Source organism: Blautia sp. NSJ-140 (assembly GCF_022868965.1).
Classification (GTDB): Bacteria; Bacillota; Clostridia; order Lachnospirales; family Lachnospiraceae; genus Blautia_A.
Genome location: NZ_JALIFS010000005.1, coordinates 95,931 through 114,490, shown reverse-complemented (window position 1 = coordinate 114,490; position 18,560 = coordinate 95,931). Strand labels below are relative to the sequence as shown.

General features: G+C 44.7%; 18 protein-coding genes. 1 reads left to right on the top strand and 17 read right to left on the bottom strand.

All coding sequences use genetic code 11. The annotated features are described in order from the left end of the window. Window positions 1-78: 78 nt before the first annotated feature. The 7 genes from trpS to rsxC form a co-directional block, all read right to left on the bottom strand. Window positions 79-1,143, bottom strand: coding sequence for a tryptophan--tRNA ligase (gene trpS, locus MUB50_RS07720; protein WP_118513496.1), 1,065 nt, complete (start codon window positions 1,141-1,143; stop codon window positions 79-81). 227 nt (window positions 1,144-1,370) lie between these two features. Next, window positions 1,371-2,162 (bottom strand): RnfABCDGE type electron transport complex subunit B, encoded by a 792-nt coding sequence (locus MUB50_RS07715; RefSeq protein ID WP_118513494.1) that lies wholly within the window; start codon window positions 2,160-2,162, stop codon window positions 1,371-1,373. Window positions 2,163-2,175: 13 nt separating this feature from the next. Next, window positions 2,176-2,751 (bottom strand): electron transport complex protein RnfA, encoded by a 576-nt coding sequence (locus MUB50_RS07710; RefSeq protein WP_015524884.1) that lies wholly within the window; start codon window positions 2,749-2,751, stop codon window positions 2,176-2,178. Window positions 2,752-2,767: 16 nt separating this feature from the next. Then, window positions 2,768-3,472 carry an electron transport complex subunit RsxE gene (gene rsxE / locus MUB50_RS07705; RefSeq protein WP_015524883.1) on the bottom strand — a complete coding sequence of 235 codons (705 nt, stop codon included), beginning with the start codon at window positions 3,470-3,472 and terminating at the stop codon, window positions 2,768-2,770. Window positions 3,473-3,486: 14 nt separating this feature from the next. Further along, complete coding sequence (locus MUB50_RS07700) at window positions 3,487-4,065, bottom strand: RnfABCDGE type electron transport complex subunit G (protein ID WP_244790775.1); 579 nt, start codon at window positions 4,063-4,065, stop codon at window positions 3,487-3,489. Then, window positions 4,065-5,042, bottom strand: a complete 978-nt coding sequence (locus MUB50_RS07695) for an RnfABCDGE type electron transport complex subunit D (protein ID WP_118368828.1) — start codon at window positions 5,040-5,042, stop codon at window positions 4,065-4,067. Before MUB50_RS07695 ends, MUB50_RS07700 begins: the two co-directional genes overlap by 1 nt. Window positions 5,043-5,056: 14 nt before the next feature. Next, the gene (gene rsxC / locus MUB50_RS07690) at window positions 5,057-6,382 is read right to left on the bottom strand and encodes an electron transport complex subunit RsxC (protein WP_118368829.1); all 1,326 of its coding nucleotides are present in this window, start codon (window positions 6,380-6,382) and stop codon (window positions 5,057-5,059) included. A gap of 479 nt (window positions 6,383-6,861) precedes the next feature. On the opposite strand from rsxC, the gene MUB50_RS07685 reads away from it, so the two are divergent. Beyond that, a complete protein-coding gene (locus MUB50_RS07685; RefSeq protein WP_118368830.1) occupies window positions 6,862-7,881 on the top strand; it encodes a ribonuclease H-like domain-containing protein in 1,020 nt (339 codons plus the stop codon). Window positions 7,882-7,981: 100 nt separating this feature from the next. Here MUB50_RS07685 and rpsA read toward each other — a convergent pair whose 3' ends face one another. The 10 genes from rpsA to MUB50_RS07635 all read right to left on the bottom strand — a co-directional run bounded on the left by rpsA (window position 7,982) and on the right by MUB50_RS07635 (window position 18,522). Further along, window positions 7,982-9,058, bottom strand: a complete 1,077-nt coding sequence (gene rpsA / locus MUB50_RS07680) for a 30S ribosomal protein S1 (RefSeq protein ID WP_015524876.1) — start codon at window positions 9,056-9,058, stop codon at window positions 7,982-7,984. After that, window positions 9,039-9,905, bottom strand: a complete 867-nt coding sequence (gene ispH, locus MUB50_RS07675; RefSeq protein WP_118623937.1) for a 4-hydroxy-3-methylbut-2-enyl diphosphate reductase — start codon at window positions 9,903-9,905, stop codon at window positions 9,039-9,041. The genes rpsA and ispH overlap by 20 nt, the downstream gene beginning before the upstream one ends. Continuing rightward, window positions 9,902-10,567, bottom strand: a complete 666-nt coding sequence (gene cmk / locus MUB50_RS07670; protein ID WP_118368832.1) for a (d)CMP kinase — start codon at window positions 10,565-10,567, stop codon at window positions 9,902-9,904. Before cmk ends, ispH begins: the two co-directional genes overlap by 4 nt. 25 nt (window positions 10,568-10,592) lie before the next feature. Next, on the bottom strand, window positions 10,593-11,822 hold the full coding sequence (locus tag MUB50_RS07665) for an NAD(P)/FAD-dependent oxidoreductase (protein ID WP_118368833.1): 1,230 nt from the start codon (window positions 11,820-11,822) through the stop codon (window positions 10,593-10,595). Between the two features lie 103 nt (window positions 11,823-11,925). Further along, window positions 11,926-13,338, bottom strand: a complete 1,413-nt coding sequence (locus tag MUB50_RS07660) for an oxaloacetate decarboxylase subunit alpha (RefSeq protein ID WP_015524872.1) — start codon at window positions 13,336-13,338, stop codon at window positions 11,926-11,928. 36 nt (window positions 13,339-13,374) lie between these two features. Further along, window positions 13,375-14,523: a sodium ion-translocating decarboxylase subunit beta gene (locus tag MUB50_RS07655; RefSeq protein WP_177290490.1), complete on the bottom strand. Its 1,149-nt coding sequence runs from the start codon at window positions 14,521-14,523 to the stop codon at window positions 13,375-13,377. A 15-nt stretch (window positions 14,524-14,538) separates the two neighbouring features. Continuing rightward, entirely contained in the window at window positions 14,539-14,919 is a 381-nt protein-coding gene (locus MUB50_RS07650) for a biotin/lipoyl-containing protein (RefSeq protein ID WP_015524870.1), read from the bottom strand. A 23-nt stretch (window positions 14,920-14,942) separates the two neighbouring features. Beyond that, window positions 14,943-15,707, bottom strand: a complete 765-nt coding sequence (locus MUB50_RS07645; protein WP_118368834.1) for an OadG family transporter subunit — start codon at window positions 15,705-15,707, stop codon at window positions 14,943-14,945. 13 nt (window positions 15,708-15,720) lie between these two features. Next, window positions 15,721-17,157: an acyl-CoA carboxylase subunit beta gene (locus MUB50_RS07640; RefSeq protein ID WP_244790773.1), complete on the bottom strand. Its 1,437-nt coding sequence runs from the start codon at window positions 17,155-17,157 to the stop codon at window positions 15,721-15,723. Window positions 17,158-17,298: 141 nt separating this feature from the next. Next, window positions 17,299-18,522, bottom strand: coding sequence for a D-alanyl-D-alanine carboxypeptidase family protein (locus MUB50_RS07635; RefSeq protein ID WP_244790771.1), 1,224 nt, complete (start codon window positions 18,520-18,522; stop codon window positions 17,299-17,301). Window positions 18,523-18,560: the final 38 nt, after the last annotated feature.

Here is an 18,560-nt window from a genome sequence, read left to right as displayed (position 1 = left end):
TAATTTTCAAAAAAAATCAACCCGGAATACAATCTCCGGGTTGATATACAAATCTGTGATTCCTCTCGCTGTTTTCTATCACTGATTAAGGAAATCCTGATCCTCAAAATAATTGATCCGCATGGAAGAACGGACATCATGAAGCGTTGCGGCAGCTTTTTCCCTGGCAACCTCTGTACCAGCTTTCAGGATATCGAACACATCTTCGGTTCGCTGCTCCCACATTTTCCTTCTTTCACGGATCGGTCCAAGTTCTGCCTGCATAACATTATTCAGGAACTTCTTGACTTTCACATCACCAAGGCCACCTCTCTGATAGTGAGCCTTAAGTTCATCCAGATTCTGATACTCTGGCAGAAATTCAGCAAAATGTTCCTGACGGCTGAAGGCATCCAGATAGATAAATACCGGATTTCCCTCTACACGACCAGGATCCTGAACACGAAGATGGTTCGGATCTGTAAACATAGACATGATCTTTTTCTTCACAACATCTTCTTCATCAGACAGATAGATGCAGTTTCCGAGAGATTTACTCATCTTAGCCTTTCCGTCAATTCCTGGAAGACGTAAGCATGCTTTATTGGAAGAAAGAACAATTTCCGGATCTGTCAGTGTGTCACCATAAACCGTATTGAATTTATGGACGATCTCCTTGCATTGCTCAAGCATCGGAAGCTGATCTTCACCTACCGGTACATGGGTTGCACGAAAGGCAGTAATATCGGCAGCCTGACTGATCGGATAGCAGAAAAAGCCTACCGGGATGCTGGCTTCAAAATTACGCATCTTAATCTCAGATTTAACGGTAGGATTACGCTGTACACGTGCTACAGTAACCAGATTCATATAATAAAAGGTAAGTTCTGTCAGCTCCGGGACCATGGACTGGATAAAAATATTGGATTTTTCCGGATCAAGCCCGCATGCCAGATAGTCCAGAGCAACCTGAAGAATATTATGACGTACTTTCTCCGGATGCTCCGCATTATCTGTGAGTGCCTGGGCATCTGCGATCATAATATAAATCTCATCATATAAGCCAGAATTCTGCAGCCTCACACGCTCTGCCAGGGATCCAACATAATGACCTACATGAAGGCGTCCCGTCGGGCGGTCGCCAGTTAAAATAATCTTACTCATGAATTTCGTTCTCCTTGAAGTATACTGAATATTTATGTTCTATTATAGCCCCTTGAAATTCACCGGTCAAATATTTTTAACCGGAAACTGCAATTTTCGTTGAAATATAACCAAAAATTTGTATGTATTTATTTTATTTATGCATTATCGGGCACAACATGCTTTATTCCAAAAAAAGAACTGCCATATCACTCGGAAAACTTTCGTGACAGGCAGTTCTTTTTGTTTTACAGAATCACATGTCTTGGGCAAACTTCCTTACATTTACCACAGCCTGTACACTTATCGTAATCAATGTGTGCACAGAAATCGGTAACTGTGATTGCCTCGGACGGACAGTTCTTCTCACATTTTTTACAGCCAATACAACCAAGCTCGCAGGCAGTTGTAACTGCCTTACCTTTTGCGTGGGAGCTGCAGGCTACACGTATCTGTTTGTCATATGGTACCAGTTCGATCAGGTGACGCGGACATTTGGCAACACATTTGCCGCAGGCTTTACATGCCTCCTGATCTACAACCGCAATACCATTCACTATATGGATCGCATCAAACGGACATGCCTTTACACAGCTTCCGAAGCCCATACATCCGAATGTACAGTCTTTTGCACCGCCGCCTGGGATGAAAGCCATCATCTCGCAGTCTTCCACACCTGTGTATTCATATTTCACGGTCGTCTTATCACAGGTTCCCGCACATTTTACAAAAGCAACCCGACGTGCCGTTTCTTTTACTTCCTGTCCCATGATCGCGCCGATCTTGGCTGCAACCGGAGCACCACCAACCGGACACTGATCTACAGGAGCTTCTCCCTTTGTAATTGCAGCAGCGAGTCCGGAACATCCCGGATATCCACAACCACCACAGTTATTTCCTGGAAGAACGCCGAGAATGGCTTCTTCCTTTTCATCTACCTTAACGGTTAATTTCTTGTCTGCAAGTCCGAGAAAGATACCAATGAATAAACCAGTACCGCCGACAATGACTGCAGCCATAATAATTCCTGTTATACTCATGCTCTTCTTCCTCCTATACGATTCCGGAGAATCCAAAGAATGCAATAGCCATCAGTGCTGCTGTAAGCAGAACGATCGGCATACCCTGGAAGGATTCCGGAATATCGTTGTATTCCATTTTTTCACGGATTCCCGCAAGTAATACAATTGCGATCAGGTAACCTACACCTGTGGCAAATCCGTTGACAACACTTTCGAGAATGCTGTATTCATATTTAACATTGTTCAGTGCTACACCAAGAACTGCACAGTTTGTTGTGATCAGAGGAAGGTATACACCAAGTGCCTTGTAAAGGGATGGTACAAATTTCTTGAGAAACATTTCTACGATCTGTACCAGTGCTGCGATAACCAGGATAAATACGATCGTTTTCAGATACTCAAAATGGGTCGGTACCAGGATAAATTTATAAAGCAGTCCTGCAACAAAGGATGCAATGGTAATAACGAATACAACCGCACCACCCATGCCGGCTGCAGTTTCTGTCTTCTTGGATACTCCAAGGAAAGAACAGATTCCCAGGAACTGACTTAATACAACGTTACTGCAAAGTGCAGAACCAATTGCGATCAACATCAAGCTTGCCATCTTCTATTCCCCCTTTTTATTCTTTGTCGGAAGGACATCCGCCGCAGGTCGCGCAATTGGAGCCGCAGCCGGACTGGATCTTGGAAACATCTTTGCCCTTCTTTGCCATGTTGATCTTTACTTTATTCTGGATCGCTGCAAGTCCGGCAAGAACCAGAAATGCTCCAGGTGCAAGGATAAAGATAGTGATCGGAGTATAGCCGGCAGCACCGGTAGCTGCATCAGCAACCGGAATGATCTGTGCTCCGAAAGCCTTTCCGGAACCAAGGATCTCTCTTACAAGACCAATGGCAACCAGGCCCACGGTAAAACCAAGACCCATTCCAAGTCCGTCAAAGATAGACGGAAGGACAGGATTCTTGGAAGCATAACTCTCTGCACGTCCCAGAATGATACAGTTAACAACGATCAGTGGAATGTAAATTCCAAGTGACTCATAAAGAGAAGGAGTAAAGCCCTCCATCAGAAACTGTACGATAGTTACAAATGATGCTACAACTACGATAAAGGCCGGCATTCTGACAGAATCCGGGATAACCTTACGCAGCATGGAGATGAGCATATTTGACATAACCAGAACTACGGTTGTGGAAAGTCCCATACCGATACCATTGATCGCAGAAGTCGTTACCGCAAGGGTAGGACACATACCAAGCATCAGGACGAAAATCGGATTTTCGGTTATAATGCCGTTTTTTAATCTTTCACCACAATTATTCATATTCAACTACCCTCCTAAAATGCGTTTTTGCAATAGCCGATAGCTGTATTGACTGCACCGGTAAAAGCTCTGGATGTGATGGTCGCACCACTGATAGCATCAATAGGCTCACCTTCGCCGCCATCCTTGGATACATAGAATCTATCGGTATTCTTTCCAACATACTGTTCCTGGAACTTCGCTTCTGTAGCACGCATTCCAAGTCCGGCAGTCTCACTGATAGAAAGAATGGAAACGCCGCTGACGGTACCGTCTTTTGTTACACCAACTGTGATCTGGATATCACCGCCGTAACCCTCTTTATCGGTTACAGTTACCACATAGCCTTCATCTGCTGCTTCACAGACTTCATCTACGGTTGCCTTGATTCCAAGATCTGCAGCTGTTTTATCTGCTGCTTCCTTGTCTACATCTACAGCTTTAAAATCTTCCAGGCTTACATCACTGAATACAGTCTGCCATGCTTCCTTTTTTGCCTGTTCCTCGGTTCTTGCAATGGGTTCTTTGGTAACTTCGTAAACCAGTCCAAGGCCAAGGCCGGCAACTACTGTAATGATCGTAAGGATCAATGTATTTCTGATAATCTTACCCATTATTTTTTGCCTCCTTTTCCAAAAGCAACCGGTTTTGTTACTTTTTCAATAAGCGGAACCAGAAGATTGCAGAAAATGATCGCATAGGAAACGCCCTCTGCGGAACCACCAAAGAGACGGAATACCGCTGTCACGATACCGAGGCAGCAGCCATATACCAGCTGACCTTTCGGAGTGATCGGAGTTGTCACATAATCTGTTGCCATAAACCAGGCTCCAAGCATCAGACCTCCTCCAAAGATATGGCTGAAAAGATAGTTTACATCAAAGCCTTTGCCTGTTCCCAGCATATAGAAAATGACAAATACTGCAAAACTTCCAATATATGTAAGAGGTACCTTCAGATCAATGATCTTAAATGCGAGAAGGATCACTGCACCGATGAGGATCGCCAGGGCAGAAGTCTCACCGATCGTACCCTGGATATTACCAAGGAACAGATTCTTTACAGGAATAGAAGTCCCCTCAATGAATCCCTGGTTTTTAAGTGCTGTCAGAGGTGTTGCCTGTGTAACTGCATCTACAACAGCATGGGAGCTTTTGGAAACTGCAAAGTTAGTCATTTTTCCGGCAAAAGAGATCATAAGGAAACATCTTCCTGCAAGAGCCGGGTTCATAAAGTTCTGTCCAAGTCCACCGAACAGCTGTTTTACAACAATGATCGCAAAAGCACTGCCAAGGATCGGCATCCAGATTGGAATCTGGGGCGGCATGTTCAGTGCAAGCAGAAGTCCTGTTACAACTGCACTGAAATCAGTAGTTGTATTTTTTTTATGCATCAGGCGGTCATAGAGCCATTCAAAAAACACGCTGGATGCAACCGTCGCCAGCACTACAAGAAGTGCATGCACTCCAAAGTTCCAGATACCGAAAAGTGTTGTCGGCAGAAGTGCGATCACTACCAGCTGCATGATACGGCTGGTGGTCATTTTATCCCTGATATGGGGATTAGATGATACGTTATACATTTGTTCCATTGTTATTCCTCCCCCTATTTCTTTTTCTTGCGCTCTGCAAGAACCATTTTTCTCATAGATTTAATACTCTGAGTCAGAGGTCGTTTGGCCGGACAGATGTAACTGCAGCAGCCGCACTCGCAGCATTCCATACCATCCATCTTTTCGAAGCCTGCCATATCACCATGTTCTGCAAGAGTTGCAAGGCGGGCCGGAACCACATGGCCCGGACAGACGCTTACACAACGTCCGCAATTAATACATGCAGTCTGGATCTGCTTCGCTTCGGAGACTGCGTCACGCTCCAGGAAAAGCAGGGAAGAAGTTGTCTTCGTACATGGAATATGAAGATCATACAGCGCAAATCCCATCATCGGTCCACCGGAGATTGCTTTCGCGATTTTTTCCTTCAGTCCTCCTGCAGCATCTACCAGTTCAGACAGATCTGTTCCTGTAAGAACAGAAAAGTTCTTCGGTGTACGGATACCGTCTCCGGTAACAGTTACATTACGGCTGATGACAGGCTGTCCAAGGATTACTGCCTTATAAACAGAAGTAACGGTCTCTACGTTATCAACCACGCATCCTACGTCTGCCGGAAGCATGGTGGAATTGATCTCTCTGCCTGTTACCGCATAGATCAGTGTACGCTCACCACCCTGAGGGTATTTAGTCTTAAGCTCTTTTACTTCCATACGCTCTTTGCCTTTGATAGCTTCTTTCATCCTGGCAATACAATCCGGTTTGTTGTCCTCAATACAGATACATCCCACTGCCTTCGGAAAAGCTTTCAGAATCACTTCCAGACCACCTACTATACTTTCCGGTTCTTCCATCATCCTACGGTAGTCACTGGTGATATAAGGCTCACATTCCGCACCGTTGACCAAAATATAATCGATCTTGTCAGGTTCCTTTGGTGAAAGCTTTACATGTGTCGGGAAGCCTGCACCACCCTGACCAACAACTCCGCCTTCCTGAATCCTTTTCAGGATATCTTCCCTGGAAAGATCAGAAAGTGTAGCAGGCGTATATTCCACAGATTCATACAGACCGTCATTCTCGATAATGATCGCATCACCCATAGCGCCTACTGCAGTCAGACGTTTCTCAATTCCCTTTACGGTTCCTGATACAGACGAGTGTATCGGTGCGGAAACAAATCCTCCTGCTTCTGCGATTTTCTGTCCTGCAAGCACATGATCGCCTTTTTTTACGATCGGCTTGGCCGGAGCTCCGATGTGCTGAGAAACAAGAATTGCCAGATCTCCCTTCGGCAAATACTTCTCGACAGGACAGTTTTTTGACAAATCTTTGCCGTCATTAGGATGGATACCACCCCTGAAGGTTAAAAATGCCATAGATCTCATCTCCTCCTTTATTTTTTGCAAGTACATGTACATAGTATTTCTGCGTTGCGCACATACTCATTTTTAAAGTTGATTCCGTGTTTCTGATTTTCCTTTTCTTATTTCATCCAAGACAAACAAGATATATTTCGCTCACATAAAACATCTCGCGAAACTTTACCAGTGAACAGCAACAAAATAGCTTCTGTTCTGAGCAGGATATGTATGAAAGATTGAATCCAGACACGATCATGTGATATACTTCGGTAGAAGATATTCACCAGCTCATAAAAAGCTGTAAATGAATGACTAATTTATGAAGCGATAATAGTCATTTTTCCACTGTCAATCCCCACATAAATCCAGTACCATTTCCTGTTTTTTATCATCAACTCTACTAATAACTATAACTCATTTCACTTTAAATTGCACTATTGAAAAACAGTTTTTTTGTGTATAATCAGATACAATCCATAAAGGAGAAAATTAACATGATCGTTAAAAAAATGCCGATTTTACAAGGGTTTCCAGCCTTTGAGACTGTTAAAAAATTGACTAAAACCCAGAGCTTTTCAGAGCGTTTTGTACCGCTTTTCTATGATATTGAAACTACAGGACTATCACGAAATTCCACTTTTCTGTATCTGATCGGTGCTGTAGCCTACGAAGGAAATAACTGGCAGATGTACCAGTGGATGATTGAAAACGAAGAGGAAGAACCTGAACTTCTGAAAGCATTTGCTGTATTTCTTCAGGATTTTTCATGTACGATCCAGTATAACGGTGACAGCTTTGACCAGCCTTATCTGGATGCACGATATCAGATCCACGGACTCTCTTCCCCTTTTACAAAGCTGCCTTCGCTGGACCTTTACCGGGAACTAAAGCCGCTCAAGGGACTTTTGAAGCTTTCCCGGATGAATCAGCCTTCTATGGAATCATTCCTCGGTATCACTGAACGAAACTACTGTGATGGAGGTGCCTGCATCCGTCTTTACAAACAATTCGCTTCCGGAAAGAAACCGGAAGCTGCTGAGATCGTTATGGGACACAATCAGGAAGATCTTCTTGGACTTGGAAAAATATTCTCCATGCTATCCTATCTTGCTCTTTTCAATGAAGATTACGAAGCACTGGATTGTGAAATTCAAGACAATCAATTGGTCTTTACAATTAAAACTCATTACGATCTGCCTGTTGAATTTTCAAATCATAGTGAAGAATTCTACATATTCGGACGAAATAACCGTGTCCGTCTTCTTGTGAAGCTTCAAAATGGACGTTTAAAGCAATATTATTCCAATTATAAGGATTACGATTACATCCCTTCGGAAGACACAGCCATACCAAAAACCTTAAGTGCCTGCATGGACAAAAAGCTCCGAAGACCTGCCAAAAGGGAAAACTGTTATACCTGGTTCCCTGTAACAGAAGCTTTTCTGCATGATCCTTTAAAACAGAAAACCTATCTGAAACACTGCCTGCCATATTATCTTTCTGTTCTTAAATAATATCTCTGTTACGCAATTCCAATCAAAAAAAAGGCCGTCACAATAAATGTGACGGCCTCTGAGATTCAAAATATTCAACTGCTGTACAGCTTCTGAGAAATTACTCCTCTGTCTGCTCTGCAGAATTATCCTCAAGTGCTTTCATGCTGAGGCTGATCTTTCTGTCTTCGCCATTGAAATCAACAACCTTAGCCTCGATCTCCTGACCGATGGAAAGTACATCAGATGGTTTCGCAACGTGCTCTCTGGAGATCTGAGATACATGAAGAAGAGCATCTACTCCAGGTGCAAGTTCAACAAATGCACCGAAATCTGTCATACGTGCAACTTTGCCCTTTACTACGTTTCCTACTGCGAAGTCCTCAGCAGCTGTAAGCCATGGGTTCTCCTCCGGGAATTTAAGGGAAAGTGCGATCTTGTCTCCGTTGATATCTTTGATAAGAACTGTAACTTTATCACCTACGTTGAATACCTTCTTCGGGTTCTCTACTCTGCCCCAGGACATCTCAGAGATGTGAAGAAGTCCGTCTGCTCCGCCGAGGTCGATGAATGCACCGAAATCTGTAACATTCTTAACAACACCCTCAACTTTATCGCCTACGTTGATCTTAGCAAGAAGCTCTTTCTGTTTCTCAGCTTTCTCAGCAAGAAGAAGCTGTTTGCGGTTACCGATGATACGGCGTCTTCTTGGGTTGAACTCTGTGATAACGAACTCGATCTCCTGATCTGCATATTTGGAAAGATCTTTCTCATATGTGTCAGATACAAGGCTTGCAGGAATGAATACTCTTGCTTCCTCAACATTGACACAAAGACCACCGTCAAGTACCTGTGTTACAGGAGCCTTCAGAACCTCCTGGTTCTCGAATGCCTCCTCAAGACGTTTGTTGCCTTTCTCTGCTGCAAGACGTTTGTAGGTAAGTGTAACCTGTCCCTCTCCGTCGTTTACTTTGAGAACCTTTGCTTCCATGGTATCGCCAGGTTTAACAACGTCTGTAAGCACAACGCTTGAATCGTTTGTGTACTCGTTCTTTGTGATGATACCGTCTGCTTTATAGCCGATATTCAGGATGATCTCATCATCTTTAACATCGATGACGGTACCCTGTACGATCTCTCCATTTCTGATTGTTTTTACGGAATCTTCCAGCATCTGTTCAAAACTTAACTCTGACATGTTCTTGAACCTCCTCAATAATTTTCTTTGGGGTGGAAGCCCCTGCTGTAATACCTACACAACTACTGCATTGGAACATTTCAGAATCCAAGTCTACAGGTGTTTGTATATAGTAAGTATTTCCACATTCCTTTTTACATATTTCAAACAGCTTTTGAGTATTGGAGCTATGTCGGCCGCCTACGACCAACATAGTGTCTACCTCTCCGGCTATCGCTTTAGCTTCTTTCTGCCGTTCTTCGGTAGCATTACAAATAGTGTTTAAAATATTTAAAATATTTAAAACATTATTATCATAACTCTTTTTGCGGAGAATTTCAACTAATTCTTGAAATTTGTTGTAATTAAATGTCGTCTGGGACACTACACATACTTCTTTTTCCGGAGAAATATTGAATTTCTCAGCATCCTCAGCATTTCTGATCACTGTATATGGTCCCTGACACCATCCGCAGATCCCCTGGACTTCCGGATGGTCCGGATCACCGATGATCACAATATGCGCGCCTCTGGAGCTTTCTCTCTCAACGATCTTGTGAATCTTCAGCACAAAGGGACAGGTAACATCTACATAACCGAGACCATATTTTTTGATCGTGTTATAAACCTTGCGGCCTACTCCGTGAGAGCGGATCACAACAGTGCCGCCCTTCAGGCTGCCAAGTTCCTCCTCACAGATCACAGCCACACCTTTTTTTTCGAGATCTGAAACAACCTCCTCATTATGGATGATGGGGCCCAGTGTATAAATCGGTGCTGCATCGGAACCGATCAGCTCATAAACACGGTCAACTGCTCTTTGTACGCCGAAACAGAAGCCGGCGGTCTCTGCAACTTTTATGTTCATCTATTCACCCTATTTCTGTATACGGAAAGGATACTCTCAACCACTTCGTCAATTCCCATCTCAGATGAATCAACAAGAACAGCGTCCTCTGCTTTCTTAAGCGGAGAAACTGCACGGTTCATATCTCTCTCATCTCTGTCAACGATATCTTTCAGGATCTCATCCATATCACAGGCTTCGCCCTTCTCTGTAAGCTCCAGATATCGTCTGATGGCACGTGTCTTTGCACTTGCAGTCAGAAAGATCTTTACTTCCGCATTCGGAAGAATGGTGGTTCCGATATCTCTTCCATCCATAACTACATTATTTTCGGCTGCAAGATTGCGCTGCAGCTTCAGAAGATGTGTGCGCACCTCTGGATTTGCTGAGCTTACAGATGCCATATTTCCTACCTCTTCCTTACGAAGGAACGCTGTTACGTTCTTTCCGTTAAGGATCACCTGCTGTTCACCGTTCTCATAACGGATAGAGATATCCGCATCGTGACAGGCTTCAGAGATTTTTTCGTCACCGCTGATCCCTTTTTCCAGAAGATAAAGTGCCATGGCACGGTACATTGCCCCTGTATCTACATAAATAAAGGACAGCTCCTTTGCCACTTTTTTTGCAATTGTGCTTTTTCCTGCACCTGCCGGTCCGTCAATTGCAATATTAATACCCATAATTGTTGCTCCTTCCTCTTTTCTGTTATTCAATCGCCTGAGCTGCCGCATACGCTGTAGACCATGCGATCTGAAGATTATAGCCACCGGTCACTGCATCCAGATCCAGTACTTCACCTGTAAAATACAGATTTTTTATTTTTTTGGATTCCATTGTGGATGGCTGTATCTCTTTTACTGACACACCGCCTCTTGTGATGATTGCTTCCTTAAACTCTCCCATTCCCGTGATCGTAAACGGAAAAGCCTTGATCAGACGGCCAAAAGCCTGACGCTCTTCCCTGGAGATCTCATGTACCGGTTTTTCCCCGGGGATACCGCCAATTTCGATCATGATCGGAGTCAGAGAAGACGGAAAAAGAACACCGATCACATTTTTAAACTGTTTGTTATGATTTGCATCAAATTCACGCAGGATCCGGGCGTCAAGCTGTTCTGCATCAAGCGCCGGCTTCAGATCCAGGAAAGCCTCCAAAGGCTCCTTTTCCAGCTTTTTGCCGATCTGTGCACTGGCGGAAAGTATCAGCGGTCCTGTCACTCCGAAATGAGTAAACATCATCTCGCCGAAGTCTTTATAGAGAACTTTTTTGCCGGATTTTACTGTAAGCTCCACATTCCGAAGGGAAAGGCCCTGAAGTTTGGAGACATAATCTTCTTTTGCCACCAATGGCACCAGTGATGGTGACTGGGAAACAACTTTATGCCCCGTCTCAGCAGCAAAACGGTATCCGTCTCCTGTGGAACCTGTGGACGGGTAGGAAAGCCCTCCTGTGGCAACTACCACAGTATCCGCTTCAAAAAAATCACCGTCCGAAAGTAATACACCAGTAACTTTTTCATCCCGTGTACAAACTTCCTTTACCTCTGTATGAAGATGAATCTGCGCTCCGGCTTTTTTCAGTTCCCGTTCAAGAGCACGGATAATATCTGATGAATGATCCGATACCGGAAAAACCCGGTTTCCACGCTCTGTTTTCAGCGGCACTCCTGCTTCCTCAAAAAATTCCATCACATCTCTGCTTCCATAGGTGTAGAAAGCGCTGTAAAGAAATTTGCGATTTGACATCACTGCCGGAAAAAGCTCTTCGGTATCGGAATCATTGGTGACGTTGCACCGTCCCTTTCCGGTGATAAAAAGCTTTTTTCCGAGTTTCTCATTTTTTTCCAGTATGTGAACCTGGTGTCCTCTGCGCGCAGCATATACACCGCAGAGCATTCCGGCGGCACCGCCGCCTATGATCGCAACTTTGGACATTACCTGTTATCCTGCCTTTTTTATCTTTTTTATGCACAAAGGAGCCTGCATACAGCAAGCTCCTTTTCCTGTTTTGAAATGCATCTGCATTTCTATGTGTGCTTTATACCGGGTATGCGCCGTTCTTGGTATCTGCTACAGTCTCATCAACTTTTGTCTTCTGAGCCTGGCGATATTTAAAGAAGTCCATGGCAACCTGCGGGAACAGTGCATATGTGAGAACATCCTCATCCTGCTCCTTGTACTGTGCCATCTCGCTCTCAAGCTTATCAAGCTCATCCTCCAGAAGATCTGCCGGACGGCATGTGATCGGTTCAATATCTCCGATACATTTTTTCTGTACTTCCGGATTGAACGGTCTGGCTGTTGCGCCATACTTACCACTTAACACGTCTTTTGTCTCTTTTGTGACAACCTTGTAACGCTCGCCCATGATCACGTTAAATACAGCCTGTGTACCAACGATCTGAGAGGACGGTGTAACAAGCGGTGGCTCACCAAGGTCTTTACGTACACGCGGAACTTCCTCAAGTACTTCGTAGAATTTATCCTCGGCATGCTGCTCTTTCAGCTGTGATGTCAGGTTGGAAAGCATTCCGCCTGGTACCTGATACAGAAGAGTCTTGATATTTACACCAAGGTTCTTCGGATTGAGAAGACCTGTATCAAGAGCCTCATCACGCATCGGACGGAAGTAGTCAGCGATCTCAGCGAGAAGCTGCTGATCAAATCCTGTATCATATGGTGTTCCCTTGAAGGTCTCAACCATAACCTCTGTTGCCGGCTGGGATGTTCCAAGAGCAAACGGAGACATTGCTGTGTCGATGATGTCAACACCTGCCTCTACTGCCTTCATATATGTCATGGAAGCAACACCGGATGTATAGTGAGAATGAAGATCGATCGGGATCTTAACAGTCTCTTTGAGAGCCTGAACAAGCTCTGTAGCCTTGTACGGAACAAGAAGTCCTGCCATATCTTTGATACAGATGGAATCTGCACCCATATCCTCGATACGTTTTGCAAGATCTGTCCAGTAATCAAGTGTGTAAGCATCACCAAGTGTGTAAGCCATTGCAACCTGTGCATGTGCTTTCTCCTTGTTTGCTGCTTTTACAGCTGTCTGAAGGTTCCGAAGATCATTCATACAGTCAAAGATACGGATGATATCGATACCGTTAGCTGCGGATTTCTGTACAAAATACTCTACTACATCATCTGCATATGGACGATATCCAAGGATGTTCTGTCCACGGAACAGCATCTGAAGCTTTGTGTTTTTGAAACCGTCACGAAGCTTACGAAGTCTTTCCCACGGATCCTCTTTCAGGAAACGTAAGGAAGCATCGAAAGTAGCACCGCCCCAGCACTCTACTGCATAGTAGCCGACTTTGTCAAGCTTCTCAATGATCGGAAGCATCTGCTCTGTGCTCATACGTGTAGCGATCAGGGACTGATGAGCGTCACGCAGGATCGTTTCCACAACTTTCACAGGTTTTTTCTCTATTTCTGCCATAATTATTCTCCTTACAAATTTTTATAAGACAATGGGTTAGACACCAAAGATCGCCATGAATGTACCGGCAGCAACAGCTGTACCGATAACACCAGCAACATTCGGTCCCATTGCATGCATCAGCAGGAAGTTTGTAGGATCTGCCTCAGCACCAACCTTCTGGGATACACGGGCTGCCATAGGAACGGCAGAAACACCGGCTGATCCGATCAGAGGATTGATCTTTCCGTGAGTAACCTTGCAGAGAAGCTTACCAAGCATAACACCACCAAAAGTACCGCAGGCAAAGGCAACAAGACCAAGAACTACGATCTTCAGTGTATCTACGTTCAGGAACGCCTCAGCACTTGTGGAAGCGCCTACAGATGTTCCGAGAAGGATTACTACGATGTACATAAGAGCGTTGGAAGCTGTTTCAGAAAGCTGTTTAACAACTCCGGACTCACGGAACAGGTTTCCGAGCATCAGCATACCAACAAGCGGAGCTGTTGTCGGAAGGATCAGGCAAACAACGATTGTGATAACGATCGGGAAAAGGATCTTCTCAAGTTTTGTAACAGGACGAAGCTGCGCCATTTTGATCTTACGCTCTTTCTCTGTTGTGAAAGCCTTCATGATCGGAGGCTGGATGATCGGTACCAGGGACATATAGGAATATGCTGCTACTGCGATCGGTCCCATAAGAGAAGACTGTCCAAGCTTACCTGCAAGGAAAATGGAAGTCGGGCCATCAGCACCACCAATGATAGAGATCGCTGCTGCTGCTTTACCATTAAATCCAAGGAAAATTGCAAGGAAGTATGCAAGGTAAATACCAAGCTGTGCAGCTGCTCCCATCAGGAAGCTGATCGGGTTTGCGATCAGCGGACCGAAGTCTGTCATCGCACCGACACCCAGGAAGATCAGTGAAGGAAGAATACTCCACTCATCCAGTAAGTAAAAATAATGAAGAAGTCCGCCAACGCCATTGGATGAATCCTCAATGCTCAGCATAATGTCCGGATAAATATTTACCAGAAGCATACCAAAAGCGATCGGAACCAACAGCAGCGGCTCAAAACCATGTTTAATGGCAAGGTATAAGAACACACATGCCACTGCGATCATCAGGTAGTTTCCCCAGGTAAGGTTGAAAAATGCTGTCTGATGGATCAGGTTTGACAGGGTATTTGTTACATAAGACATTTGTCTACCTCCTGTTTAGTTCATTGTTGCAAGAGTATCTCCATTTTCAACGGCAGCACCCTCTGCAACATCGATGCTGGCGATCGTTCCGTCCTGAGGAGCAACAACCGGGATCTCCATCTTCATGGACTCAACGATCACTACGCTGTCACCAGCTTTTACGCTCTGTCCAACAGATGCAACGATTTTTACAACTTTTCCAGGAACCGCTGCGGAAACCTTAACAGAACCTGCGCCTGCTGCCGGAGCTGCTGCCTTTGGTGCTGCTGCAGGAGCTGCCTTAGGAGCCGGAGCTGCTGCTTTTGGTGCTGCTGCAACTGGAGCTGCTGCGTTTCCGTTCTCTTCTACAGTAACTTCATATGCTGTTCCGTTAACAGTAATTGTATAACTCTTCATTTTAAAATCCTCCTAAATAATGATTATCTTTTTCTGCGGTTGACTTTGCGGATGGAACGTACCACAAATCCGTCTGTGCTTGTCTTGCCTTCAGAAGCAGCGATTGCTGCAGCGATCACGGCAATAAGCTCACCATCATCTGTTACATCCTCAACAGCAGGCTCAGCAACTGGTGCTGCAACAACTGGCGCCGGAGCTGCGGCTGCCGGAGCCGGTGCGCTCTCTTTTTTCTTTCCTTCCACAAGTCCGGGAATATATTTGAAAAGAGAGATCACGAAGATCAGGAATACCAGGATCACAAATACGGTTCCAAGACCCATCACTGTGTTCATGGCTGCCTTCTCCATGTTCTGTGCCAGTGTATAATTCACATCAACTGTAAGAGAAGTCGGGGTTCCTGATTTATCAAATACATAAGTGAAATTCGCTTTGTTTTTCTCGAAGGATACCGGAACAACAACAGTATACTGATCATCGGAATACTCCACTGTGATATCTTTCTCATTGATATCACCTTTTTTCTCACCAAGCTCTTCTCTGGAGCCGTCCCATGCACTTGCAGCACTCTGTGTGAAAGCATCCTCTGATTCCAGATATCCCTGGATATCATCCTCAGACATTGCGATGATCGCATCCGTCAGGCCCTTGGTTGTTGTGACAAGCTGACTCTTTACAGAATCATCAATCTCATCAGCAGCCCATGCAGTAGCTGTGCATCCGATCAGAAGTGCTGCCACGCAAAGAAGTGCCATGCAGACAGAAGAGATCTTTTTATAAAACTGTCTCATACGCTCACCTCACTTAGACTGTTCCATGCTTTTTGGATGGACGGTCTTCCCTTTTTGTGAACAGCATCTCAAAAGCACCGATTACATATTTTCTTGTATCTTCTGCTTTGATCACAGTATCCACATATCCTCTTGCTGCTGCAGATGCGATACCGTTCTGGAGTTCTTTGTACTCAGCTGCCTTCTCATTCAGTGTAGAAGCGTCAGCTCCCTCATACATGATCTTTGCTGCAAGGGAAGCATCCATCATACCGATCTCAGCTGTATCCCATGCATAAACCATATCTGCTCCGACAGATTTGCTGTTCATGGCAATGTATGCAGTTCCGTATGCTTTACCAATTACAACATTTACCTTCGGTACAGTTGCAGATGCAAAAGCATGTACCATCTCACCCACAGATTTAGCCATCATCTTCTCATTGCAGAGTGTAGCTTTAAATCCTGTTACATTAGTAAGAGTAAGTACCGGAATCTCAAAAGCATCACAGAATTTTACGAAGTCTGCTGCTTTTCTTGCACCTCTTGCAGAAAGAGTTCCGTCGGAAATCTCTGTCTTATTGCCATCAGCATCGTAAGATTCGCTTCTGTTTGCAACAGCGCCAACGGTAGCTCCGTTCAGACGAAGGAAGCCTGTTACGACATCCTGGCCGTAAGCTGCCTTTGTTTCAAAAAACTCACCATTATCAGCGATTCTTGAAAGCGCAATAGCTGTGTCGCCTGTGCAGCCTGCGATATCATCACATACTCTGTTCAGGTCATCTGTGCATTCCTTGAAGCTGTCATTGTCTTCATTATTTTCCGGAAGCATGCTGATCAGTGTGCGGATCTGTCCGAGGATCTCCTCTTCTGTTCCGATGCCGTCAACAAGTCCTGTCTCCTCACTCTGGAACTGTGCGGAAGCTGAATCGCATTTTTCCACTCTGTTTCCTTCCAGTGCATTTGGAGTGTTTACAAACAGTCTGCCCTTCTTCTCCTCTACAAATGTAAAGTCTGTAAGAGCCGGTACAACTGCCATTCCACCGCCGCATGTTCCGAAAACAGCAGTGATCTGTGGAATAACACCGGATGCCAGTGTCTGTTTCAGATAGATCTCACCAAATGCCTCAAGTGCATCGGTAGCCTCCTGAAGACGAAGTCCCGCACAGTCTACAAGACCGATAACAGGTGCTCCAACTTTCAGAGCGAGATCATAAATTTTGGCGATCTTTTTGGCATGCATCTCACCAACTGTTCCGTTCAGTACAGATGCATCCTGGCTGTATACATACACCAGACTGCCGTCAATCACACCATATCCGGTGATCACACCGTCTGAAGGTGCTTTTTTTTCAGTCATGTTGAAATCCGTAGCTCTGGCTGTGACAGCCTGTCCGATCTCAACAAAACTGTTGGCGTCAAGCAGGGAATCAATCCTTGCGGCCGCTACGCTTTGTGTCGCATTACTCATTATACTATGCCCTCCATTTTTTTATTAATATAACCAAAAATTCAGCCGAGTATAATTGTACCTTTTTTTTGCAGAAAATTCAATACTTTTCGTCACGAACGTTAAAAAATTAACCCCTGACATATGCCAGGGGTCGCTAAATTAATGGAAATAATCCTTAAATACTTTATCCACATACCATTTATAGGTAATTCTGTTGATTTTGTCATCGGCGGTTACAAGGCAGGAAAGGACTTCTTTTCCGTTGAGCTTTGCATGGAGTGTACCGATCTTCTGGTTTTTCTGTATTGGTGCCGGGAGCTTATCCGGAAGCTCCGTTTCCCATGTGATCGTTTCTGTTTTTTTCAGAAGATATCTTTTCTCACAATCTTTTTCAGAAAGTACTGCGTGTATTTTCAGCATGACCTGTTTTGGAGGATATCCTGAACGATCGGACTTTTGCGGATATGGATCTTCTTTTCCCGGTGCTGCTTCTGTTACCGGGATCTCCGGCAGCTGCGGAAGCTCCGGCAGCATTGAATAATGATAGTTTTCCCTGCCATAAGACAGAAGCTTCCTGGTATCGATCCATTTGTAATTTTTATTTCCAGGCCATCCGCATCCCAGAAGAGCCACGATAAATAATCGCTCGTCCTGTCGGACTGCGCAGACATAACAATATCCGGCATTTCCTGTAAATCCTGTTTTTCCGGAGATCACTCCTGTTTCCATATCCAGGAAAGCATTGGTATTATGTACCGAATAATGCTTTTTTCCTGAGATATCCGTGAAAGTATAATCTCTTGTCTGGGTGATATGGACAAATGTTGCATTTTTTATTGCATACGCCATGATCAGGGCAAGATCCTGGGCTGTTGTATGATGGATACCGCCTTCATCTTCTCCATCCAGACCATTAGGTGTAACAAAATGTGTGTCTTTACATCCCAGCTCTTTTGCTTTTTCATTCATCTTCTCTGCAAAAGCTTCAACGGAGCCGCTGATATGTTCCGCGATCGCCACAGCGGAATCATTATGACTTTTCAGCATCAGTGAATAAAGAAGATCCTCCAGATAAAACTGCTGTCCTTCCCGCATGCCAAGACGTGTCTGTGGCTGAGATGCCGCATTCCCGGAAACCTGCACGTAATCATCTCCCTTTGCCAGCTCCAAAGCAAGAATACAGGTCATTACCTTTGTTGTACTGGCATTTGGCCGTCCTTTGTAGGCTTCTTTTCCGTACAGCACGCGGCCGGTCTCCCCATCCATGAGAACTGCAGAAAGTGCATATAGATTTTCGTCATCTGCCGCCTTTATCGGAAAGATCTGACAAATAATAAGGACCGCTGTCATCAGCACGACAGCGGCCATACGCCGTTTGCTCATAATGCATCACCCCGTACACCATTCATATAACTGTTTAC